Origin of the sequence: Nonomuraea jiangxiensis, assembly GCF_900099965.1 — a bacterium.
Lineage (GTDB): Bacteria > Actinomycetota > Actinomycetes > Streptosporangiales > Streptosporangiaceae > Nonomuraea > Nonomuraea jiangxiensis.
Window position 1 is genome coordinate 1 of sequence record NZ_FNDJ01000012.1, and the last position, 19,885, is coordinate 19,885.

General features: G+C 73.9%; 16 protein-coding genes and 1 pseudogene. 9 read left to right on the forward strand and 8 right to left on the reverse strand.

Features of this window, described 5'->3' with window-relative positions:
* Positions 1 to 971: carbohydrate kinase family protein (locus BLS95_RS25450; protein ID WP_245765273.1), on the forward strand; the 971-nt coding region annotated here is incomplete at its 5' end.
* Between the two features lie 77 nt (positions 972 to 1,048).
* On the opposite strand, the gene BLS95_RS25455 is transcribed toward BLS95_RS25450, so the two are convergent.
* From BLS95_RS25455 to BLS95_RS25470, 4 genes are read right to left on the reverse strand one after another with little or no spacing between them, the layout of a single operon-like run.
* Complete coding sequence (locus BLS95_RS25455; RefSeq protein WP_090936093.1) at positions 1,049 to 2,263, reverse strand: TIGR02679 family protein; 1,215 nt, start codon at positions 2,261 to 2,263, stop codon at positions 1,049 to 1,051.
* A complete protein-coding gene (locus tag BLS95_RS25460) occupies positions 2,260 to 6,444 on the reverse strand; it encodes a TIGR02680 family protein (protein ID WP_090936096.1) in 4,185 nt (1,394 codons plus the stop codon). Before BLS95_RS25460 ends, BLS95_RS25455 begins: the two co-directional genes overlap by 4 nt.
* A complete protein-coding gene (locus BLS95_RS25465; protein WP_090936099.1) occupies positions 6,441 to 7,685 on the reverse strand; it encodes a TIGR02678 family protein in 1,245 nt (414 codons plus the stop codon). The genes BLS95_RS25460 and BLS95_RS25465 overlap by 4 nt, the downstream gene beginning before the upstream one ends.
* Positions 7,682 to 9,235, reverse strand: coding sequence for a TIGR02677 family protein (locus BLS95_RS25470; RefSeq protein ID WP_090936102.1), 1,554 nt, complete (start codon positions 9,233 to 9,235; stop codon positions 7,682 to 7,684). Before BLS95_RS25470 ends, BLS95_RS25465 begins: the two co-directional genes overlap by 4 nt.
* 125 nt (positions 9,236 to 9,360) lie before the next feature.
* On the opposite strand from BLS95_RS25470, the gene BLS95_RS25475 reads away from it, so the two are divergent.
* Positions 9,361 to 9,771 (forward strand): SRPBCC family protein, encoded by a 411-nt coding sequence (locus BLS95_RS25475; protein WP_090936105.1) that lies wholly within the window; start codon positions 9,361 to 9,363, stop codon positions 9,769 to 9,771.
* A gap of 5 nt (positions 9,772 to 9,776) precedes the next feature.
* Here BLS95_RS25475 and BLS95_RS25480 read toward each other — a convergent pair whose 3' ends face one another.
* The 3 genes from BLS95_RS25480 to BLS95_RS25490 all read right to left on the reverse strand — a co-directional run bounded on the left by BLS95_RS25480 (position 9,777) and on the right by BLS95_RS25490 (position 11,697).
* Positions 9,777 to 10,268 carry an NUDIX domain-containing protein gene (locus BLS95_RS25480; protein WP_245765274.1) on the reverse strand — a complete coding sequence of 164 codons (492 nt, stop codon included), beginning with the start codon at positions 10,266 to 10,268 and terminating at the stop codon, positions 9,777 to 9,779.
* A gap of 233 nt (positions 10,269 to 10,501) precedes the next feature.
* Positions 10,502 to 11,140 (reverse strand): hypothetical protein, encoded by a 639-nt coding sequence (locus BLS95_RS25485; RefSeq protein WP_090936110.1) that lies wholly within the window; start codon positions 11,138 to 11,140, stop codon positions 10,502 to 10,504.
* A gap of 2 nt (positions 11,141 to 11,142) precedes the next feature.
* Positions 11,143 to 11,697, reverse strand: a complete 555-nt coding sequence (locus tag BLS95_RS25490) for an RNA polymerase sigma factor (RefSeq protein WP_090936113.1) — start codon at positions 11,695 to 11,697, stop codon at positions 11,143 to 11,145.
* Positions 11,698 to 11,948: 251 nt separating this feature from the next.
* On the opposite strand from BLS95_RS25490, the gene BLS95_RS25495 reads away from it, so the two are divergent.
* From BLS95_RS25495 to BLS95_RS25525, 7 genes and pseudogenes are all read left to right on the forward strand, one after another.
* Positions 11,949 to 13,364 carry an alpha/beta hydrolase gene (locus BLS95_RS25495; RefSeq protein WP_090936116.1) on the forward strand — a complete coding sequence of 472 codons (1,416 nt, stop codon included), beginning with the start codon at positions 11,949 to 11,951 and terminating at the stop codon, positions 13,362 to 13,364.
* Between the two features lie 138 nt (positions 13,365 to 13,502).
* On the forward strand, positions 13,503 to 16,259 hold the full coding sequence (locus tag BLS95_RS25500) for a Na+/H+ antiporter subunit A (RefSeq protein WP_090937076.1): 2,757 nt from the start codon (positions 13,503 to 13,505) through the stop codon (positions 16,257 to 16,259).
* Positions 16,256 to 16,606: pseudogene (locus BLS95_RS25505) on the forward strand (Na(+)/H(+) antiporter subunit C); the annotation flags it as partial. The gene BLS95_RS25500 and the pseudogene BLS95_RS25505, both read left to right, overlap by 4 nt.
* A gap of 16 nt (positions 16,607 to 16,622) precedes the next feature.
* On the forward strand, positions 16,623 to 18,173 hold the full coding sequence (locus tag BLS95_RS25510) for a Na+/H+ antiporter subunit D (protein WP_090936121.1): 1,551 nt from the start codon (positions 16,623 to 16,625) through the stop codon (positions 18,171 to 18,173).
* Entirely contained in the window at positions 18,170 to 18,709 is a 540-nt protein-coding gene (locus BLS95_RS25515; protein WP_090936124.1) for a Na+/H+ antiporter subunit E, read from the forward strand. Before BLS95_RS25510 ends, BLS95_RS25515 begins: the two co-directional genes overlap by 4 nt.
* Complete coding sequence (locus BLS95_RS25520; RefSeq protein WP_090936127.1) at positions 18,706 to 18,966, forward strand: MrpF/PhaF family protein; 261 nt, start codon at positions 18,706 to 18,708, stop codon at positions 18,964 to 18,966. The genes BLS95_RS25515 and BLS95_RS25520 overlap by 4 nt, the downstream gene beginning before the upstream one ends.
* 41 nt (positions 18,967 to 19,007) lie before the next feature.
* A complete protein-coding gene (locus BLS95_RS25525; RefSeq protein WP_090936129.1) occupies positions 19,008 to 19,391 on the forward strand; it encodes a cation:proton antiporter in 384 nt (127 codons plus the stop codon).
* On the opposite strand, the gene BLS95_RS25530 is transcribed toward BLS95_RS25525, so the two are convergent.
* Positions 19,274 to 19,840 (reverse strand): DUF6328 family protein, encoded by a 567-nt coding sequence (locus BLS95_RS25530; RefSeq protein ID WP_245765275.1) that lies wholly within the window; start codon positions 19,838 to 19,840, stop codon positions 19,274 to 19,276. The genes BLS95_RS25525 and BLS95_RS25530 overlap by 118 nt on opposite strands.
* Positions 19,841 to 19,885 lie beyond the last annotated feature (45 nt).

Consider the following 19,885-nt stretch of genomic DNA (forward strand, 5'->3'; position numbering starts at 1 on the left):
GCGGGGCCGGAGTCAGGAGCGGGGCCGGGGCTGGGGTTGGGGCGGGCGGGGGCGGCGGTCGGCGTGGGGTGGCGGGGCTGGGGTTGCGGGTGCTGCCCGGCGGGGGCCCCGCGAACACGGCCGTGGCGCTGGCGCGGCTCGGCACGCCGACCCGGTTCCTGGGCCGCGTCTCCGGCGACGTGTTCGGCGCGCTGTTCCGCGAGCACCTCGCCTCCTCCGGCGTGGACCTGTCGCACTCCGTCGTGGCCGGCGAGCCCAGCACCCTGGCCGTGGCCGCGCTGGACGCCCAAGGCCAGGCCGAGTACACCTTCTACGCCGAGGGCACCGCCGACTGGCAGTGGACCCCGCAGGAGCTGACCCGGGAGCGGCTCGGCCCGGTCTCGTGCCTGCACACCGGCTCGCTGGCGCTGGTCAAGCGGCCGGGGCGGACGGCGGTGGAGCAGTTCGCCCGCGCCGCCGCCGGGCACGCCACGATCTCGGTCGACCCGAACGTCCGCCCCAGCCTCGCCACGATCGACGACTACCAGGTGGCCCGGTGGTGCGAGTGGGCCGACGTCCTCAGGCTCAGCACCGACGACCTGGCGTTCCTGCTGCCCGGCGTGCCGATGGAACGCGCCTGCGACACCTGGCACGCCGCCGGCGCCCGCCTCATCGTCATCACCAGGGGCGCGGCGGGCGCGCTGGTGTCCCTGGACGGTGAACGGGCCACCGTACGGGCGCCGGAGGTGGAGGTCGTGGACACGGTCGGCGCGGGCGACGCCTTCACGGCGGGCCTGCTGCACCACCTCGACGAGCAGGGCCTGCTCGGCGGCCGCCTGGACGGCCTGGACCTGGCGACGGCGGTGGCAGCGGCGGAGTTCGCGGCCCAGGTGGCGGCGCTGACCTGCACCGTCCCTGGCGCCGACCCACCCTGGGCCGCCGAGCTCACGAACCGGCCGGCCGGCGGATCTGCCGAAAGCGGTAGTGGCTGATCCCATGCTCGTGATGTCCCGGGCACCGACGTACGCGACGATCTCCTGCTACGGGGTGTGACCTCCCCGCCGGGGCTTCACGGGCCGCACGCCAGGTCGTCGAGCAGCCGCTCCGCGACCACTTCCTCCGGGACCGCCAGCCCGCGCGACCGCATGGCCGGACCCAGCTCGGGATCCCACGGCGCGTCGGTCACCCGCCCCACCCCCGGCCCGCCGGCCGGGCCGGTGGGAGCCCGGTCGTCGAGGGCCCCCAGGTAGTCGGCGGTGGACATACGCCACGGCTCGGCGCCCGTCTTGGCCATCGTGTAGGCGGCGATCCGCAGCCCCTCCCCGTCGAAGTCCCCGTGATAGCGCAGCCGGGTGCCCGGCAGCGAGCGGAGCAGGCGGATGACGGCGCTGTTCGGCCAGCCGGAGGTGCACACCACGGGCGGGCACGCCGTGCCGTACCGCTGCCAGGCGAGCGCCAGCACGGTCGGGTTCTCCACCACGAACACCTCCGGCTCGGGCAGCCGCAGCTCGGGCACGTCCCCCAGCTGTGCGAGCGTGATCACGCTCGGTCGCCCGTCCCAGACGCGCAGCACCCGGGCCAGCGCCTCCTCCCCCGCCGGCCGTAACCCGGCGGTCAGCACGGTCGTGGACAGGGCGTCGCAGGCCACCCCCGCCCGCTCCCACAGGGCCCGGCGCGCCTGCGCCCCCTCCGGGGCCGGCACATCGTAGAGCACCGACAGGGCCTTCATGACCAGCGACGACAACCGGGTGCCGTCGTCGAGGGCGTGCGGGTCGCCGGTGACGCCGGCCGCCAGCGCCGCGAGCGGGCGGCCGGCGGCGGGCAGCGCGGCGAGCACGTCCAAAGCCTGCCCGAGCAGGTCACGGCCGGCCCGTGCCGCGAACAGCGCCAGCAGCGCGGGCTCGGCCACGACCACCGGGTGGGAGGCGAACCACTCGGCCAGCTCCTCGCGTTCGACCTGCCGCTCCGCCCGCCTGCGCCGCCGGTCGTCGAGCGGCCCGGCGATCCGCTCGGTGACGGTACGTACGTCGAGCCCGCCCAGCACCCCTTCGAGCCGGGCCACGTCGAGCGTGACCGACGGCCCGGGATAGCGGTCGAGCCCGAGCAGGTCGGCCACGGCGGCCTGCTCCTCCTCCCCCAGCCCGGTCACCCGGACGCGGCTGACCGGGTGCCCGGAGGACAGCCGCTCGTGCAGCGCCCGCCACACCGGCCGCAACCCCGCCACCCGCAACCGCTCGGGAACGCCTGTCCCGCTGCCCGGGGGCGGCGGCTCCGGTGCGCTCATTCCGTGGGGACCGTTCGGTAGCCGTTCCACACGAACCGCGCCGTCGTCACGGCGTCGTCCCCGTCCCCCGTGATGAGCTGGTGGATGGCGATGCCGTCCAGCTCGCGGTATTCGCACCATTCGTGATCGGAGGTCAGCACGAGATCCAGCCCCAGGTCCACCAGCAGGTCGAACACCTGCCCCCGGTTGGTCCTGTCCACCCCCACGAACACCTCGTCCAGCAGGATGAACCGCGGGCACCCCGGATCGGTCTGGTAGTGCGCGGCCACGGCAGCGAACAACGGCAGGTGCAGCGCGATCGCCTTCTCCCCGCCCGACAGCGCCCCGTGCAGCTTCCTGGTGAGGTCCTGCCAGCCCTGCCCGTCCCCGCGGTCCAGCTTGACCGTGAACCGGTGCCAGGACGTGTAGTCGAGCACCTTCATCAGCTGGTCCTCCCAGCTGGCGGAGGAGTTGTCGGCACGGGCCTCCTCCACCCGGTCCCGGAAGAAGACGTAGAGCGCCTCCTTGTCGGCCGCGCTCAGCCCCGCCGGGTCGCGCAGCAGCAGGTCGCGGGCCGCGCGGGTGCCCGGCGACTGGGTGGCGTCCACCTGCCACACCAGCCGTACCGCCACCCGGGAGGCGGTACGGACCCGTTCGAGGCGCTGGTTCATGCCCTCCACCAGAGCCGTCGCCTGCCTGATCCGGTCGGCGAGATGCCGCCGCGTGTCCCCCGCCAGCGTCCGGTCGAACAGGTCCCGCTCCGCCTCCGTGATGTCAGAACGCCGGTCGTCGCGCTCCTTGCGCAGCGCCGCGCTGAGCGCCGCCGCCCCCGCCCGGACGCCGTTGACGGTGGCGGTCAGCACCTGCACGTCCTCATCGGGCGCCAGCTCCAGGTCCGCCCGGTCGGCCAGCACCTCCCTGGCGTGGTGGAAGGCGTCCTGCAGCCGCGCCTCGGCCTCCCTGACGTTCTTGTGCTCGTACGGCACCGCCGCCAGCTGCTCGGCGACGGCCCTGGCCGACTCCAGCACGGCCCGCACCCCGGCCCCGGCGGCCAGCTCCACCGTGACCCGGGCGTCGACCGGCAGGTATCCGGCCGCCAGGCGGCGGAACCGGTCGGACACCTCGTCCCGCACCCGCCCCGCCTCGGCGTGCCTGTCCTCGGCGATGCCGAGCTCGCCCTTGAGCTGGCCGAGCTGGGCGTTGAGCCGGGCCAGGCCGTCGTTGACCGACTTGATGAGGCGGCGGCAGGCCTGGTAGGCGCTCTGGGCCTGCTGGAGTCGTTCGAGGACGCGCAGGTGCTCGACGCCGACCGTGGACTCGACGGCGGCCAGCTTCTCGGCCAGTACGACGGCGGCGGAGGCGGCCTCCTCGGCGCGTTCGACGGCCGAGACGGCGAGCTCCTGGTATTCCAGGGCGGTCTCGGCGGCGTGTCCGGCGCGCTCGGCGGCGGCCCGGGCGTCGGCGCGCCGGTCGTGCCAGACGGTGCCGGTCGTCTCGGCGGTGCGCAGGGCCTCGTCCAGGTTGTCGAGGGCGGTGTGCGCGGTGGGCAGCGCGTGGGCGGCCGCCAGCTCGGTGAGCCGCCGCAGCGACCGGCCGACCGCCTTCTCCCGCTCGTGCAGCCGTTGCTCGCACACCCTGAGCTGGTCGTCGAGCAGCGCGACCCGCTTCACCGCGCTGTCGAGCGCCCGCACCGCCTCGGCGTACGGCTTCCTGTCGGGTCTGCGCCGCAGCTCGGCGGCCAGCGTGTCGCGGTCGCCCGCGGCTACGGCGAGCAGGTGGTCGCACTCGGCGATCCGGCCGGCCAGCTCGCCGAGCAGGTCGTCCAGCTCGGCGATGCGGCGCCGCCTGGCGCGTTCGCGGGCGGTGGCGCCGATGTAGGAGGGCTCGGCCTTGACCCAGCGGCCCGCGGCGGGACCGAGCCGCCAGGTGCCGTCGGCGCCGATGGCGGCGGGGTGGTCGACACCGATCGCGGAGGGCGCGAAGGCGATCCCGGACAGCACCGCGTCGGCGTCGACCGGCGCGTCCGCCTCCGTGAACAGCACATGGGCCAGGCTGTAGCCGGGCGCGGGCCTGGACAGCGCGGCCACGGCGAACGCGTCGTGCTCGCCAGGGTCGAACCCGCCGTCCGGGCGCAGCCACAGGTCCAGCAGCCCGGCGGCTTCGAGCGCGGCCTCCACCCCGGCCTGGGCGACGGGGTCGAGCCCGGACCTGAACGCCACCGACCGCCACAGCGGCGCTCCCGGGCGGCCCTGCCGGGCGGCGGGGTCACGGGTGTGCGAGGCGGGGGGTTCGAGCAGGGTCTGGTCGTTGAGGCCCTCGCGTTCGCCCGCCAGCTCGGCGCGCTCGGCCAGCAGGCTCTCGCGCAGGCCGGTCAGGTGCTGCTCCCGGGCGGCCAGCTGGACGGCGGCGGCCGTACGGGCGTTGCCCACCAGTTCGTCGGCCTCCTCGAACCGGTCCGCCGCACCCGCCAGCTCCTCCGGGTCGAGCCGCAGCTGGACGCACCCGGCGGCCCACTCCTCCAGGGCCGCGGCCAGGTTCCGCAGCTGCTCGTCACGGAGGCGCTCGGCCTGGTCGTGGGCGGTCTGAGCGGCGGCGAGGTCATCGCGGGCGCGGTCGCGGTCCTGCTCGGCGACGGTACGACGGTCGATCGCCTCGTCGTGCGCCACCGCCGCGACCCTGACCTCCCTGACCTGGGCGGCGCGGCTGATGACGGCGGCCCGCAACAACTCCCGCGCCCGGTGCACGCCCTCCTCACCACCACGCCCGCCCCCAGCCGCGTTCCTCCCGGCGTCACGCCCACCGTTGGCAGCGTTCTTCCCGGAGTCACGCCCGCCATCGGCAGCGTTCCTGCCGGCGTCACGCCCGCCGTCGGCCGTGTCTCCGGTGCCGTCCTGTCCGTCCGCGGTCGTGTCCGGGGCCGGGGCGGAGGCGGCTCGTTCGCTCTCCTCGTGCACGCCGAGCAGCCCCGCGCGTTCTGCCGCCTGGCGAGCTTCGGTCCTGGCGCGGTCGGCGAGCCGGGCGGCCGTGCGGGCGTCGGCGGCGGCGTGGGCGGACAGCTCCTGCTTGGCGCCGGCCGACCGGGCCGCGACCCCGGCCTGGTCACGCAGCCGGGCGGCCCCCTCGTGTGCGGTGGCGGCCTCGGTGCGGAGCCGGTGCAGCTCGCCGCCCGCCCGGTAGGCGTCGCTCTCCTTCAGCCCGTCGATCTGCGCGGCCAGGGCCAGCTCCTGCGCCTCCTCCTCGCCCAGCCGTACGGTGGCCTCCTGGAGCTCCTCGTCGGCCTCCTTGAGCGCCTCCCGCTTGGCCTTGGCCTCGGCGGCCAGCGAGTCCATGGTGTATCCCGCGGACGTCACAGCCGCGGCGGCTGCCCGCAGGACGCGCTGGGCGTAACCCCGCTGCCGGGTGGCGAGCCGCTCGGCCTCCTCCACGTCGCGGTCGAGCAGGCGCAGCTCCTCGCGCTGCCGGTCGAGGCGTTCGAAGCCCTCGGCGATCTCGTGGATCTCGCCCTCGCCGAGCGGCGGCAGGGCGCTGGACAGCAGGTCGGACAGCAGGCCGGGGTCGAGCCGCTCGGACAGTTTGGGAGTGCGGAGCTGGCGCAGGGCGGTCAGGAGCGAGTCGTAGCGCTGCTCGTTGAGCGCCCGGTAGAGCGTCTGGCGTACGACCGTGCGGTAGGCCTCGGCCGACTCGTGGACCTTGCCGGACGCGCCGAGCTCGTCGATGAGCTGGGCCTTGCTCAGCGGCTGGCCGCCATCGCCGCTGAGCCGGATGCCGTCGGGGGCGTCCACGCGGCATTCGGTCGTGAAGTAGGTGGCGGTGACCGTCTTGGTGTGAATGGTGGCCTGGAGCCGGGCACCGCAGGTGAACCAGCGGCCGTCGGCGTGCCGGAACTCCAGCCACACGTATCCGACCCGGGTGGTGCCGCCGGCGCCGTCGCCCATCAGGTTCCAGTGCATGGTGCGCTCGGTGCCGCCGAACGTGGACAACCTGCTGGGTTTGAGGCTGGCGTCGAGCACGTACGGCAGCAGCAGCTCCAGGACCTTGGACTTGCCGCTGCCGTTGGGACCGCGCAGCAGCAGCCTGCCCCGGTGGAACTCGAACACCTCGTCGTAGTAGCGCCACACGTTCATGATCCCCGCGCGTACGGGCGTCCAGCGCTGGTCCATCCCCTGCGCGGCGCGGGTGGGGGACGGCTCGGTAACGGTCATGCATCCTCCTCGACGGCCGTGCCGCGCTCGACCCGGTAGCGGGCCGCGGCGGGCAGGGCGGCGACCTGGTCACCCGTACGGCGGGCCAGCCCGAACAACGCGAGCACCTCCAGCGCGTCGGCCGCCAGCCGCGGCCCGCCGCCGTCCGACTGGTAGGCCTTGGCCCACTGCGGGAACCGGCGCAGCAGCTCGGCCGCCTCGGCGTCGAGCCGGGCGGCGGTCACCGGCCCGGCCGAGACGAGCAGGTCGAGCAGGAGCAGCGCGGCCACCTTGGCGTGGCTGCCGTCGTCGGGGAACTTGGTGTCCGTGGCGGTGGCTTCGGCGTCGATGAGCAGGAGCCCCTCGGCGCGTTCTTCGAGCACGAACCCGGCCTCCTCTGCGGCCCTCCGGATGATCTGGCGGCCGGTGAGCGAGGCGGCGTAGGCGGCCTGGGCCGGGGTCAGCTCGTCGCGGTAGACCACCGGCTCGTCCAGCAGGCGGCGGATGAGGGAGTGGCGGGCCCACAGGTTGCGCTGGGTCTCGGTGGGCTCGTCACCGCCGTAACGGGCCTCCACGGTGAGCGCGGCGAGCAGCCCGGGGCTGGCCGGGTCGACAAGATCCACCGCATCGGCGGAGGCGCCTGGCTCGGTGGTGGCGGCGATCCGGGACGGGGGCACGGGGGCGGCCAGCAGCCGGATCACGCGGGTGGTGTCCACCCGGTAGAGCACCTTGGCGTCCTCGTCGGCGAGGTAGGAGTCGGTGGCGCCGTCCATGGCGGTGACGGCGCCGTAGTGTTCGAGCAGCTTGAGCGCGTCGACGAAGGCCGCCCGCTCGTCGGCTCGTACGGGGTCGAACCCGGGCACCCCGGCCTCCACCGCGGCCGCCTGGACCACGCGCTGGGCCAGCATGCCGATCGTGGTGACCGGCGAGGTGAGCAGCTCGGCCGCGCACAGGCACAGCAGCGTGTAGCGGCGGCGGTCGAACGGCGCCCTGGTGCTGCGGCGGCGCCGGGCGGGCCGGGTGGCGACGGGCTCAGACCTGATCTTGACGAGCCGGGCGTAGCCCTGGCGCGGCTCCACGACCAGCCGCCAGCCGCAGAAGTAGTCGAACCACTGCGTCAGCGGCTGCCGCCGTTTCCTGATCAGGTCGAAGACGGCGGGGTCGTCGTGCAGGGAGACGAGCGGCTGCCCGAGCAGGGTCCTGATCGCCCGCGCGATCTCCTCCTTCTCGGCCCTGACGAGCTGGTTGGCCAGAGTGCTCATGCGCCCGCCGCCTCCTCGCGCACGGCGCCCAGCGAGCGCACGTCGATGAGGTAGTCGGGACCTCGGAACCACCCCTCCGAGGTGCGCAGCACCGCCACCGTGCCGTCGTCGGGGGGCCGCAGCACGATCTCCACCCGGCCGTCCGAGGTGACGGCCCGGCGGAACCCGGTCGAGTCGGGGCGCTCGGCCAGCGCCCGCCCGAGCAGGTCGAGCAGCCGCCCGAACGCTTCGTGATCGAGCTCGCCGAACTGCGACAACCGGGTGGCCCCGGTCGTGGCCAGCGCGGCCCAGGCCGCCTCCAGCTCGGCGCGCTCCTTCTCGGCGCGGGCCCGGCGCTCGGCGCGCAGCGCCACCACGTCGCGGACCTTCCCCGTACGTCCCATCCGCTCGGTGCGCCCCCGGGAACGCAGCAGGGCCGACACCGCGACGGGCTCGGCCTCCGCCCATGGCATCCCGGCCGGGATCAGCTCGGCGTCGGCGTGCCCGAGATGCGCGTGCCGGGCAGGCCCGAGCCCGAAGGCCGCGTCCCACAACCGGTGCGCGTCGTCCTCACCGGGCGCGGTGGCGAACCACCGGGCCAGCGTGCGGAAGTCGGCGGCGGCGCTGGAGGAGCGGCGGCGCGAGTCGGTGATGCGGTCGAGCACCTGCAGCAACGCCACGATGGCGCGGCGCGCCACGTCGTGGAGCTGCCGCACCCGCGGCACGCCGCCATGCTCCAGGCCGTCCTGCGGGGCGAACCAGAGCAGCAGCCCCTCCCAGCGGGCCGCCCGGGCCGCGAGCCAGGGGGTGGCGTGGTCGGCGCCGGGCACCCTGGGCAGGTCGGCCCCGTCGAGCGCCCGCGCGTGCAGCACGCTCACCCCGTGCCCGGCCACCCCGTCCAGCGCGGCGGCGATGGTCTCGCCCCGCTGCTCCAGGTTGGTCACGAACTCCTGCAGGTAGGCCACCGTGGCGGCCTTGACCTCGTGGAAGGTGGTCAGGTCGGTGCCCTCGACGCGCAGGAGCCGTTGCAGCTCGCCGTTGAACTGCTTGGTGTTGCCACGCAGCCCGTCGAGGTGCCCCTCCAGCTCCTGGAGGCTGGTGAAGATCCGCCGGTTGCGGCCGGGGTCGGGATCGCGCAGCAGCTCCTCCAGCTCCCCCAGCCGGTCGGCGATCGCGTCGAGCACCGCGGTCTGGAGCGCCCCGGCCGAGGCCAGCATGGCCATCGCGTGCTGTACCCCGGCGAAGGCCGCCTCGCCCCGCTTGGTCAGCGAATATTGCAGGTTTTTCCGCTCGTATTCCTCGGCGGTGGCGAAGCTGCCGGCGTGGTTGAAGATCACGTCGAGCAGGCCCCAGCCGACGAGCTGCTTGAGCGTGCCGGCCAGCTCCTGCTCGGCGGCCGGCGCGTACCATCCCACGGCGCGCAGCCGCTCGCGCACCTCCTCCACGGTCAGCGCCGTCTCAAGCCGCTCGTTGGCCTCGCCGAAGGCATAGAGGACAGCGGTGTGCAGATCTGCCCGGTCTGTGGTGGTGAACCGGAACATTTCCGGCGGCACACGCGGCAGCTCCGCCATCGCCTCGCTCCCCTCGGCGCACGACTAACGACAACCGCCACGGTAGCGGGAGACTCCGGCGTCCCGGCCCCAGTTTGCGAGCGGATCACCCGGGTACTGCGGGCAACGGGAGAACGGGGGCTGGGATGGCGGAGTTCGAGGCGACGCGGGGAATGCCGGCGAGCAGCACGATCGTGTACGGCGTCGCGTCCGATGTGGACATCATGGACCGGTGGCTGCCGCAGGGCCTGTCGGTGCACGACAGCGGGCCGGGCCGGTTGGAGGCCGGGGGCGAGTTGATCCCCGGCGGCGGGCGGCACGAGGGCCTGTTCCGCGCCTCCCCCGACCAGCTCAGGGTCGAGTGGGGCGGCCGGGACCACCCCGGCTACGCGGGCTGGCTGCAGGTGTCGGACGCGACCGCCGGGACGAGCGAGGTGACGGTGCACCTCTCCCTGCTCGACGAGCCGGACACGGGTGCGCGGGCGGACGAGGTACGCGGCCTGCTCGACCGCTCCCTCGACCGCCTGGCCGACGAGGTGGCCGCCCGTTCCACCTGAGAGCCCTACCGGTGACCGTCGCGGGGCACGGCCAGGGGCAGGCCGTGCTCCAGGTAGAGCGTCCGTCCCGAGTCGCGGGCCTCGGCGGCGGCCTTGATCCGGCGGGCCAGCCGCTCGGTCAGCAGCCCGTCCAGCTCCTCGACGGCGCGGAACTCGTACGCGCTGAGCTCGGCGTCGGGGAACGTGATCCGCCCGAGCGTCCCGGCGTCGAGAATCCCGCCGTCGAACACGAACAGCACCATGTCCCCCCGCCCGGGATATGGCGCCCAGTCGACGACGAGCAGCCGGCCGACGGGCGGCCGGATGCCCAGTTCCTCGCCCACCTCACGCACGCACGCCTCATACGGCGTCTCCGCCGGCTCGACGAGCCCGCCCGGGATGTCCAGTTCAGGCTTGTACGTGGGCCGCACGACCATCACACGCCCGCCATCGTCGGAGAACAGCGCCCCGGCGGCGACTCCGGGCCGCGCGACCGGCGGCCATGCTTGATCACTCACGGCCTCGACCCTACGCGAGCGGCCCCCGCCCGCGGGACCGCCGCGCAGAGCCGTCACCCGAACGCCCGCCGCTCGTAACCGGCCGACCAGCGTCCCCGGCCTTAACCGGCCCCCGACCGGCATCCCCGGGGCTCAACCGGCCCCCGACCGGCATCCCCGGGGCTCAACCGACCCCCGACCGGCGTCCCCCGGGCTCAACCGACCCCCGATCGGCCCCCGGCCTTAACCGGCGCTCAACCGGCGCTCGCGACCGGCGTGCACGGTTGCACCGGCGCGCCCGCGCGGGCCAGGAAGGCGCCGAGCGTCCAGGGCACGTCCGAGTTCTGGTTCTCGCGGAACTCCAGCACGAGCGTCTCGTTCGGCTGGATGTGCTCCGGGTGGATGCCGATCGTCCGGACGGAGATCGGCCGGGTGGCCTTGGCCGAGCGCCAGCCCTCGTGGGCTCGCCGCATCTCCTCCGGCGTGTCGAAGGGCGGCCCGTCGTACTTGCCGTCCACGCTGGCGAACCGGGGCCCCTCGCACCGCGTGTTCGGTGCCAGGTAGGTCACGTCGGCCTTGATGCCGGCCGCCTCCAGGTCGGCTTCCAGCCCCTCGGGGTCACGCAGTTCGTTGACGGTCACCGTGATCGTGCCGTCGGGGTTCTCACCCACCGCGTACGCGGGCGTCCCGGGGGTGATGACCGCCGACGCGACGCTCACCGCCGCCACCACGCCAGCGGCGACCACCAGCCGCGGGACGGTGACGACGCGCCGGCGGGCGGTCCCGGCGCCCGGGCGGGCGCGCATCCCGTCGAGAAGCCGCTGCCTGGCTCCGGCGAGGTCGTCCGGGGTGGCCGGCGGCACGGTCGCCCACATGGCCTTCAGGGAATCCATCGTCATTCTCCTCTTTCCAGTGCTTGCCGGATCTGGGCACGGGCCCGGTTGAGCCGCGAGGCGACGGTGCCCGGCGGGATGGCGAGCGCGCCGGCGACCTCCTGGTAGCTGAGCTCGGCCCAGGCGACGAGGAGCAGCACGTCGCGATCGGCCGGTTTGAGCCTCAGCAGCGCCCGCGCCAGCGGCCGGTTGACGGCCAGGGTGTTGAGCCCGTCCTCGACCTGCGGGCCGTCCGCCGGGTGCACGCCGCTGCGGACGTAGGCGCGGTAGAGGGCCGCCTCGGCCCGCCGCCGCTTGCCGATCAGGTTGGAGGCGATGCCGTACAGCCACGGGCGGGCGTCGGAGCGGCCGCTGTCATAGCCGCCCCGATGCTGGAAGGCGGCCAGGAACGTGTCGGCCACGACGTCCTCGGCCTCGCTCGGGCCCAGCCGCCTGGTCACGTAGCGGTGCAGCAGCGGCGCGTGCCGGTCGAACAGCAGGGCGAAGGTCTCGGGCTCGCGCAGCGACCGCTCGATGAGGGTCGCGTCGTCGAGTTCGACATCGCGCGGGGTTGTCATGCATGCCGGCCTTTCTTGGCGAACGCGGTCATCTGTACTTACCGCGCCGGCTCGAAAAGCTTCATGGGCGAGCCAGGACCGCTCAGGGACGGGCCGCCGGGCGGGCGGCCCGGGCACCGGGTTCTCGCTGGTAGCCTTCCTGATCCCCGGCCATTCCCCCGGTCCGTCGCGCACCCCGCCGGGCTCCTTGCAGACGATCTATTCCAGCGCACTTAAAGGACGCCGCAAGGTTTTTCCCTTGTATTTTCGATATGCGACGATTTATCACGATCATTTGCCCCGTCATCGCAGGCGTGATCGCCGCTGCCGGTCTGACCGGCACGGCTCGGGCCGCGGCGCCTGAACAGGTCTCCGACTATTACGGCCAGCGGCTGTCCTGGTCGGCCTGCGGCAACGGGTACGAGTGCACCACGTTGAACGTTCCGCTGAACTATACGAAGCCCGCCGGAAAGCGGATTAAGATCGCCATGATTCGGCTTCCCGCGACCGGAAAGCGAATCGGCTCGATCGTTCTCAATTTCGGTGGCCCCGGCGCGTCGGGGATCGACAGGCTGGCGGCCGACAAGACCTTCATGTCCGACTCCATCCGCCGGCGGTTCGACGTCGTGAGCTTCGATCCGCGCGGCGTGGGCCGTTCGTCCCCCGTACGGTGCCTGGACACCCTCCGCATGGACGCGATGCTCTCCAGCGACCGGACGCCCGACGACCGCGCCGAGGTCGCGCTGCGGAAGCTCTGGGACAAGGAGTTCGCCAAGGCGTGCAAGGCCAACTCGGGCAAGGAACTGCTCGCGCACGTCGGCACGTACGAGGCCGCCCGCGACATGGACGTGATGCGCTCCGCGCTGGGCGACCGGGGCCTGACCTACCTGGGCCTGTCGTACGGCACCTACCTCGGCGCCAGGTACGCCGACCTGTTCCCGACCAGGATCCGCGCCATGGTCCTCGACGGCGCCATGGACCCGTCCCTGACCAGTTCCGAGGAGAGCCGGGCGCAGACCACCGGCTTCGGGGTGGCGACCGAGTCCTTCCTGCGCGACTGCTTCAAGGCCGACGACTGCCCGTTCGGGAAGCACTCGGTCAGCGCAGCGGAGAAGCGGCTGGCCGCCCTCCTCAAGCGGGCCGACCGGGCGCCGCTGCGCAACACCTACGACGGCCGCCAGGTCACCGAGGCCGTGGTGCGCACCGGCCTGAACGCGGCGCTGTACTCGACGGCCGGATGGCCGCACCTGCGCGCGGCGCTGACCGACGCGTTCAAGGGTGACGGCACGAAGCTGCTACTGCTGGCCGACGGGTACAACGGGCGCCTGCCGGACGGCACCTACGTCAACGAGACCGAGGCGTTCCTGGCCATCAACTGCGTCGACCACCCGGAGATGCGCTGCCCGCACTGGCCGGTCAAGGGCACCACGTTCGCCAGGAAGGTGCACGCCAAGGGCTCGCCGCCGATCGTCGTGGTGGGCACGACCCGTGACCCGGCGACCCCGTACAAGCAGGCCCGGGCGCTGGCGGCCCAGCTCTCGAAGGGTGTGCTGCTCACCAACGACGCCGACGGCCACACCGCCTACAGCGGCGGCGCCTCCTGCCTGGACCGGCAGATCGACCGCTACCTGATCACCGCCAAGGCGCCGAGGCCAGGCGCCTGCGCCGGGCGCGGCGGCAGGGCCTGAGAGCACCGTCACCAGTCCCGCCCCAGGGACTGGTGACGTTCGGGTCAACCCGGGCCGTGCCTGCGTGGCGGCGCCGCCGCGGCGGGAGAGATTGGGCGGGCGTAGCCGGAAATACCCGCCCGAGAAGCCGTGGAGCTCATGGAGTCGCTGCTGGTCCTGCACGCGGTGGCGGCGATCAGCGCTCCCTGGCTGGCCCGGCGCCTCGGGCGCGTCTGCCTCGTGCTGCTCGCCCTGCCCCCGGCCGCCGCGTTCCTCGCCACCGGCTGGGTGGCGGCGGGCGGACTGCCCTGGCGGGAGAGCAACCCGTGGGCGCCCGTACTGGGCATCGAGCTGTCCTTCCGCGCCGACCCGCTCGCCGTGCTCATGATGGCGCTGGTGAGCGGGATCGGCGTGCTCGTGCTCTGCTACAGCGCCCGCTACTTCCCCGCGGGCGAGGCCGGGCTCGGCCGCTACGGCGGCGCGATGGTGGCCTTCGCCGGGTCGATGCTGGGGCTGGTGACGGCCGACGACCTGCTCCTGCTCTACATGTTCTGGGAGCTGACCACCGTCTTCTCCTACCTGCTCATCGGGTACGACCCGGACAGCCGGACGAGCAGGCAGGCGGCGCTCAAGGCGCTGTCGGTCACCACGTCCGGAGGCCTGGCCATGCTGGCGGGATTCGTCCTGATCGGCCAGGGCGCGGGCACGTACCGGATCTCGGAGATCGTCGCGGACCCGCCGCGGAGCCCCGCCGCCGTCGCGCTGGTGCTGGCCGGGGCGCTGGCGAAGTCGGCGATCTTCCCGTTCAGCACGTGGCTGCCGGCCGCGATGGCCGCGCCCACCCCCGTCTCCGCCTACCTGCACGCGGCGGCCATGGTCAAGGCGGGGGTCTACCTGATGGCCAGGCTGGGGCCGGCGTTCGGCGACGGGGCGCTCTGGCGGGCGGTGGCGCTGCCGCTGGGCGTCGTGACGATCCTGCTGGGCGGCTGGCGGGCGCTGCGCGAGACGGACCTGAAGCGGCTGCTGGCCTATGGCACGGTCAGCCAGCTCGGCCTGCTGGTCGTGCTGTTCGGCGCGGGCGAGCGGGGCGCGGCGCTGGCGGGGGCGGCCATGCTGCTCGCGCACGCGCTGTTCAAGGCCGCGCTGTTCCTGGTGGTGGGAATCGTCGACCGCGCGGCCGGCAGCCGGGAGGTGGGCGAGCTCAGCGGCGTGGGCCGGGCGATGCCGTGGGTGTGCGCGGTGGCGGTGGTGGCGGGCGCGTCGATGGCGGGGCTGCCGCCGCTGGCCGGGTTCGCGGCCAAGGAGGCGGCGCTGGAGTCGCTGCTGGGCAGGCCGGTCGTGCTGGCGGGCGTGGCGCTGGGGTCGGCGCTGACGGCGGCGTACACGCTGCGGTTCCTGTGGGGGGCCTTCGCCGCCAAGCCCGGGCTCGCCGGGCGGCGGACGGAGCCGGTGCCCGCGACCCTGTTCTGGCCGGCCGTGCTGCTGTCGGCGCTCGGCCTGCTCACGCCCCTGGCCTCCTGGTACGCGGGCGCGATGACCGGCTACACCCGCACCTTCCGCGAGCCCGGCCACGACGCCCACCTGGCGTTCTGGACCGGCTTCACCCCGGCGCTGGCGCTGTCGGCGGGGGCGCTGGCGGCGGGCGCGCTGCTGTTCCTGGCCAGGGAGCCGGTGGCGCGGGCCGGCGCGGCCCTGCACCTGGTCGACTCCGGCCAGGTCTTCTGGTCGATCGTACGGCGGCTGGACCGCTTCGCCGTCCGGGTCACCGCTCTCCTCCAGCGCGGCTCCGTGCCCGACTACCTGATGGTGGCGCTGCTGGCCACGGTCGGCGTCGGCGTGTTCGCCGTCGTCTACGGCGGCCCGCCCCGCCTGGACCTGCGGCTCGTCGCCTGGCAGCGCCCCGAGCAGCCGGTCGTGGCGGTCCTGGTCGCGGCGACGGCCGTGCTGGCGCTGTTCGCCCGCGCGTACATCCTCACGGCCGTCGTCGTCGGCCTCACCGGGTACGGCACCGCGCTGCTGTTCCTCGCCCACGGCTCGCCCGACCTGGCGCTCACCCAGTTCCTGGCGGAGACGCTGAGCCTGGTGGTGTTCGCGCTGGTGCTGCGGCGGCTGCCGCTCGGCCCGGTCCGCGGGCGGCTGCCGCTGGCGCTGCGGCTGGCGCTGGGGCTCGCCGTGGGCGTGGTGGCCACCGGCGCGGGCATGCTGGCGATGAGCGCCCGCGACAGCGTGCCGGTCGGCGCGCTCATGGGGCCGGCGGCCACGGAGGCGGGGGCCCGTAACATCGTCAGCGCGCTGATCCTCGACATCCGGGCCTGGGACACGATGGGCGAGAGCGCCGTGCTGATCGTGCTGACCCTGGGCGTGACGAGCCTGGTGTTCCTGCGGCGCCGGGCGTTCCACATCGAACCGGCCGAGATCCGGCATCCGCCCGGGCGGCAGCGCTGGCTGGCGGCCACGCTGCCGCGCGGGCAGCGGGCGCTGGCGTTCGAGGTGGCGGCCCGGCTGACGTTCCACACGGTGCTGGTGCTGTCGGTGTTCCTGCTGTTCATCGGGCACAGCGCGGTGGGCGGCGGGTTCGCCGGCGGCATCGTGGCCGGGCTGGCGATCACGGTGCGCTACCTGGCGGGCGGGCGGAACGAGCTGGCCGTGGCCGTGCCCGTCCACGCGGGCGTGCTGATGGGGGTGGGGCTGACGCTGTCGGCGGGCACGGCGCTGGCCGGGCTGCTGTCCGGCGGCGCGGCGCTGGAGATGCTCGCCACCGACGTGGACGTGCCGCTGGTGGGGCACCTGCACGTGTCCACCGGGCTGGTGTTCGACCTCGGCATCTACGTGTCGGTGGTCGGCATGGTGCAGGACGTGCTGCGCGGCCTCGGCGCCGAGCTGGACCGGCAGGTCGACGCCGAGGAGGGCGCGTGACCCTCTCCCTGCCGCCGTTCCTGGCCTGCTGCGTGCTGATCACGGTCGGCGTGACGCTGCTGCTCGAACGCAGCCTGGTACGCGCGCTCGCCGGCGTCGTCGTCCTGAGCAACGGGGTCAACCTGCTGATCGTCACCGCGAGCGGCGCGCCGGGCCGCCCGCCCTTCACCGGGACCGCCGCGCCGGCCGACCCGCTGCCGCAGGCCATGGTGCTGACCGCCATCGTGATCACGCTGGGCGTGACGGCGTTCGTCCTGGCCCTGGTGCACCGCTCCTGGCAGCTCACCGGCAGCGACGAGGTGCGGGACGACACCGAGGACCGGCGGGTGCGGCTGCGCTCCCGGCGCGGCGCGGACTGAGCCCATGGACCGCCTGGTCTGCGTGCCCGTGCTGCTGCCGCTGCTGGCCGCCGGCGTCAAGCTGGCCATCGGCGCCCGGCTGCGGCACCTGCAGTCGGTCATCAGCCTGGTCACCCTGGGCCTCACGCTCGCCGTGTCGGTGCTGCTGCTGCTTGCCGCCGACGCCCGTGGGCCGCTGGTGACCGACCTGGGCGGGTGGCCGTCGCCGCTCGGCATCTGCCTGGTGGCCGACCGGCTGTCCACGCTGGTGCTGGTGGTGTCGTCGGCGGTGACGCTCTGCGTGATGGTGTACTCGGTCGCCAGCGCCTACGCCGAGCAGGAGCACGACGCTCCCATGGCGATCTTCCATCCGGCGTTCCTGGTGATGGTGGCGGGGGTGGCGGACGCGTTCCTGTCCGGGGACCTGTTCAACCTGTTCGTGGCGTTCGAGCTGCTGCTGAGCGGCTCGTACGTGCTGCTCACGTTCGGCGGCACCGAGTCCAGGATCCGGGCGGGGGCCACGTACACGCTGATGGCGCTGGCGTCCTCGATGTTGTTCCTGATCGCGCTGGCCGTCACCTACGCGGCGGCGGGGACGCTGTCGATGGCGCAGCTCGCCCTGCGCTTCACCACGCTGCCCGGTCACGTGAAGCTGCTGGTGGAGCTGACGCTGCTGCTGGCGTTCGCGATCAAGGCGGCGATCTTCCCGATGTCGGCCTGGCTGCCCGACTCCTACCCCACCGCGCCCGCCCCGGCCACGGCCGTGTTCGCCGGGCTGCTCACCAAGGTCGGGGTGTACTCGATCATCCGGCTGGAGGCGCTGCTGTTCCCCGGTGGGCCGGTGGGCACGCTGCTGATGTGGGTGGCGCTGGCGACCATGCTGACGGGGGTGCTCGGCGCGGTGGCGCAGACCGATCTCAAGCGCATGCTCTCGTTCACGCTGGTCAGCCATATCGGGTACATGGTGTTCGGGGTGGGCCTGGCCACGGTGGCCGGGATGGCGGGCGCGATCTTCTACGTGGTGCACCACATCACCGTGCAGACGAGCCTGTTCCTGGTGGCGGGGCTGGTCGAGCGGCGCACCGGGACCACGTCGGTGACCAGGCTCGGCGGCCTGATGCGGGCCGCGCCGCTGCTCGCCGTGCTGTTCTTCGTGCCCGCCATGAACCTGTCGGGCGTGCCGCCCATGTCGGGCTTCCTGGGCAAGCTGATGCTGGTGCAGGCGGGCCTGGCGGCGGGCGGCCGGCTGCCGGCCATGCTCGTGGCGGCGGGCCTGGTGACGAGCCTGCTCACCCTGTACGCCGTCGCGAAGGCGTGGAGCGCGGCGTTCTGGCGCGGCCCGCGGGCCGTCCTGCCGGGCACGGTCGTGGAGAGCGAGGAGTACACCGGCGAGGACCCGACCGTGACCACGACGGCGATGCCGGTGGCGCTGCCGGTGTCGGTGGCGGCGCTGGTGGCGCTCGGGTTGTCGTTCACGGTGCTGGCCGGGCCGCTGTCGGCGCTGGCGCAGCGGGCGGCCGGCGAGCTGATGGCCCGCGAGCCGTACGTCGTGGCCGTGCTCGGGAGGCCGGCGTGAGCCGGGGGCAGCCGGCGCCGCGGCTGTTCGGCCGGCGGGTGCCGCTGTCACTGGTGTGCTGGCTGGCGCTGGTGTGGGTGGCGCTGTGGGGCGAGCTGAGCGTGGGCAACGTGCTGGGCGGGCTCGCGGCCGGGCTGGTGGTGACGTGGCTGATGCCGCTGCCGATCCTCGATCCGGGCATCCGGCTCCGGCCGGTGGCGCTGCCGCGGTTCCTGCTGTGGTTCGGCCGGGACCTGGTGGTCTCGACCGCGCGGGTGGTGGTCTACGTGGTGCGGCCGGGCCCGCCGCCGACGCGGATCGTCCGCGTGCGACTGCGTACGTCGTCGGAGTCGATGACGGTGATGATCATGATCACGCTGTCCACCGTGCCGGGGAGCCTGGTCGTCGAGGTCGACTCCGAGCGGCGGGAACTGATCGTGCACGTGCTGGGCCGGCCGGGCGAGATCACCGAGGCGGTCCGGGCGGACGTGGCCGGGCTGGAGTCGCGGATCGTGGCGGCGTTCGGCACCCGGCGGGACCGGGAGGAGCTCTCGTGACGGCGGTCTACCTCGTGGCACTCGGGCTGCTCGGGTGCGCGGCGGCGGCCACCCTCTACCGGGTGGCACGCGGGCCGTCGATGCTGGACCGCGCGGTGGCGGTGGACGTGCTGACGTCGTTGTCGATGTGCGGGGCGGGGGCGTTCGCCATGGTCACGGACGACTACTCGGACCTGCCGGTCCTGCTGGTGCTGTCGCTGCTGGGGTTCGTCGGCTCGGTGTCGCTGGCCAGGTTCTTCGCGGGCCGGGCCCCGTGAGTGCCCCGTGAGTGCCCCGTGAGCGCCGCGGTGGTGTCACGGTGAGTGCGCTGGACGTGGCGGCGTCCGGCTGCCTGCTGCTGGGCGCGGCGCTGGCGCTGTCGGCCGGGGTCGGGCTCGTCCGGTTCCGCACGACGCTGGACCGGATGCACGCGGGCACCAAACCGCAGGTCCTGGGCGTGCTGCTGGTGCTGCTGGCCATGTGGTTGCACCGGCCGACCTGGGCGAACGCCGGGCCGCTGCTGCTGGTGGGCTGTTCGCAGGTGATCACCGTGTCGGTGGCCGCCTACATGGTGGCGCGGGCGGCCTACTCGCGGGCCTCGCGAGCCGGCGACGACGGCACGGCGCTCCCGGCCGAGACGGGGTCCGGGGAATCGGCGGAGTCTCCGGAGTCCGATGAGTCCGCGGAGTCGGGCGGGGACTGACCGTCCGAGCGGCTGAGGGCCGCCTGGCCGAACCACGTCCACAGGGCCAGCGCGGCGAGCACGCCCGCGGTGACGACCGCCAGCGTGGCGTGGAAGAGGTAGTCGATCACGAGCATGGTGGCCGTCGTCATCGACACGGCCAGGGCGAGCGCGCCCAGGAGGCCGTAGGAGTTGGAGCGGCGTACCAGGGTCTCCTTACGGCCTTGGCGGAACAGCACGCGGTGCTGCGCGGTCGGCGCGATGTAGCAGATCGACGCGATCGCGGCGCTGACCAGCGCCACGAAGAACAGCCACCGGTCCGTCAGGTCGAGCCGGCCGAAGCCCGAGGAGAACGGCACGGTCAGCAGGAACGCGAACAGCACCTGCACCCCGGTGACCGCCACCCTGGCGCCCTGCAGTAACTCCACGAAGTTACGGTCCGCCCGCTGCTGATCCGACTCGTTCTTCAATGTGGCCTCCCAACTTGAGAGACTCCTCCTTCCTCGTCAAGGGAG

Bases quoted from the DNA above. Each gene is read 5' to 3' on its own strand.
- BLS95_RS25485 (WP_090936110.1), bottom strand. From the start codon at position 11,140: ATGGATTCCCTGAAGGCCATGTGGGCGACCGTGCCGCCGGCCACCCCG.
- BLS95_RS25455 (WP_090936093.1), bottom strand. From the start codon at position 2,263: ATGAGCGCACCGGAGCCGCCGCCCCCGGGCAGCGGGACAGGCGTTCCC.
- BLS95_RS25465 (WP_090936099.1), bottom strand. From the start codon at position 7,685: ATGAGCACTCTGGCCAACCAGCTCGTCAGGGCCGAGAAGGAGGAGATC.
- BLS95_RS25500 (WP_090937076.1), top strand. From the start codon at position 13,503: ATGGAGTCGCTGCTGGTCCTGCACGCGGTGGCGGCGATCAGCGCTCCC.
- BLS95_RS25510 (WP_090936121.1), top strand. From the start codon at position 16,623: ATGGACCGCCTGGTCTGCGTGCCCGTGCTGCTGCCGCTGCTGGCCGCC.
- BLS95_RS25495 (WP_090936116.1), top strand. From the start codon at position 11,949: ATGCGACGATTTATCACGATCATTTGCCCCGTCATCGCAGGCGTGATC.
- BLS95_RS25460 (WP_090936096.1), bottom strand. From the start codon at position 6,444: ATGACCGTTACCGAGCCGTCCCCCACCCGCGCCGCGCAGGGGATGGAC.
- BLS95_RS25475 (WP_090936105.1), top strand. From the start codon at position 9,361: ATGGCGGAGTTCGAGGCGACGCGGGGAATGCCGGCGAGCAGCACGATC.
- BLS95_RS25470 (WP_090936102.1), bottom strand. From the start codon at position 9,235: ATGGCGGAGCTGCCGCGTGTGCCGCCGGAAATGTTCCGGTTCACCACC.
- BLS95_RS25490 (WP_090936113.1), bottom strand. From the start codon at position 11,697: ATGACAACCCCGCGCGATGTCGAACTCGACGACGCGACCCTCATCGAG.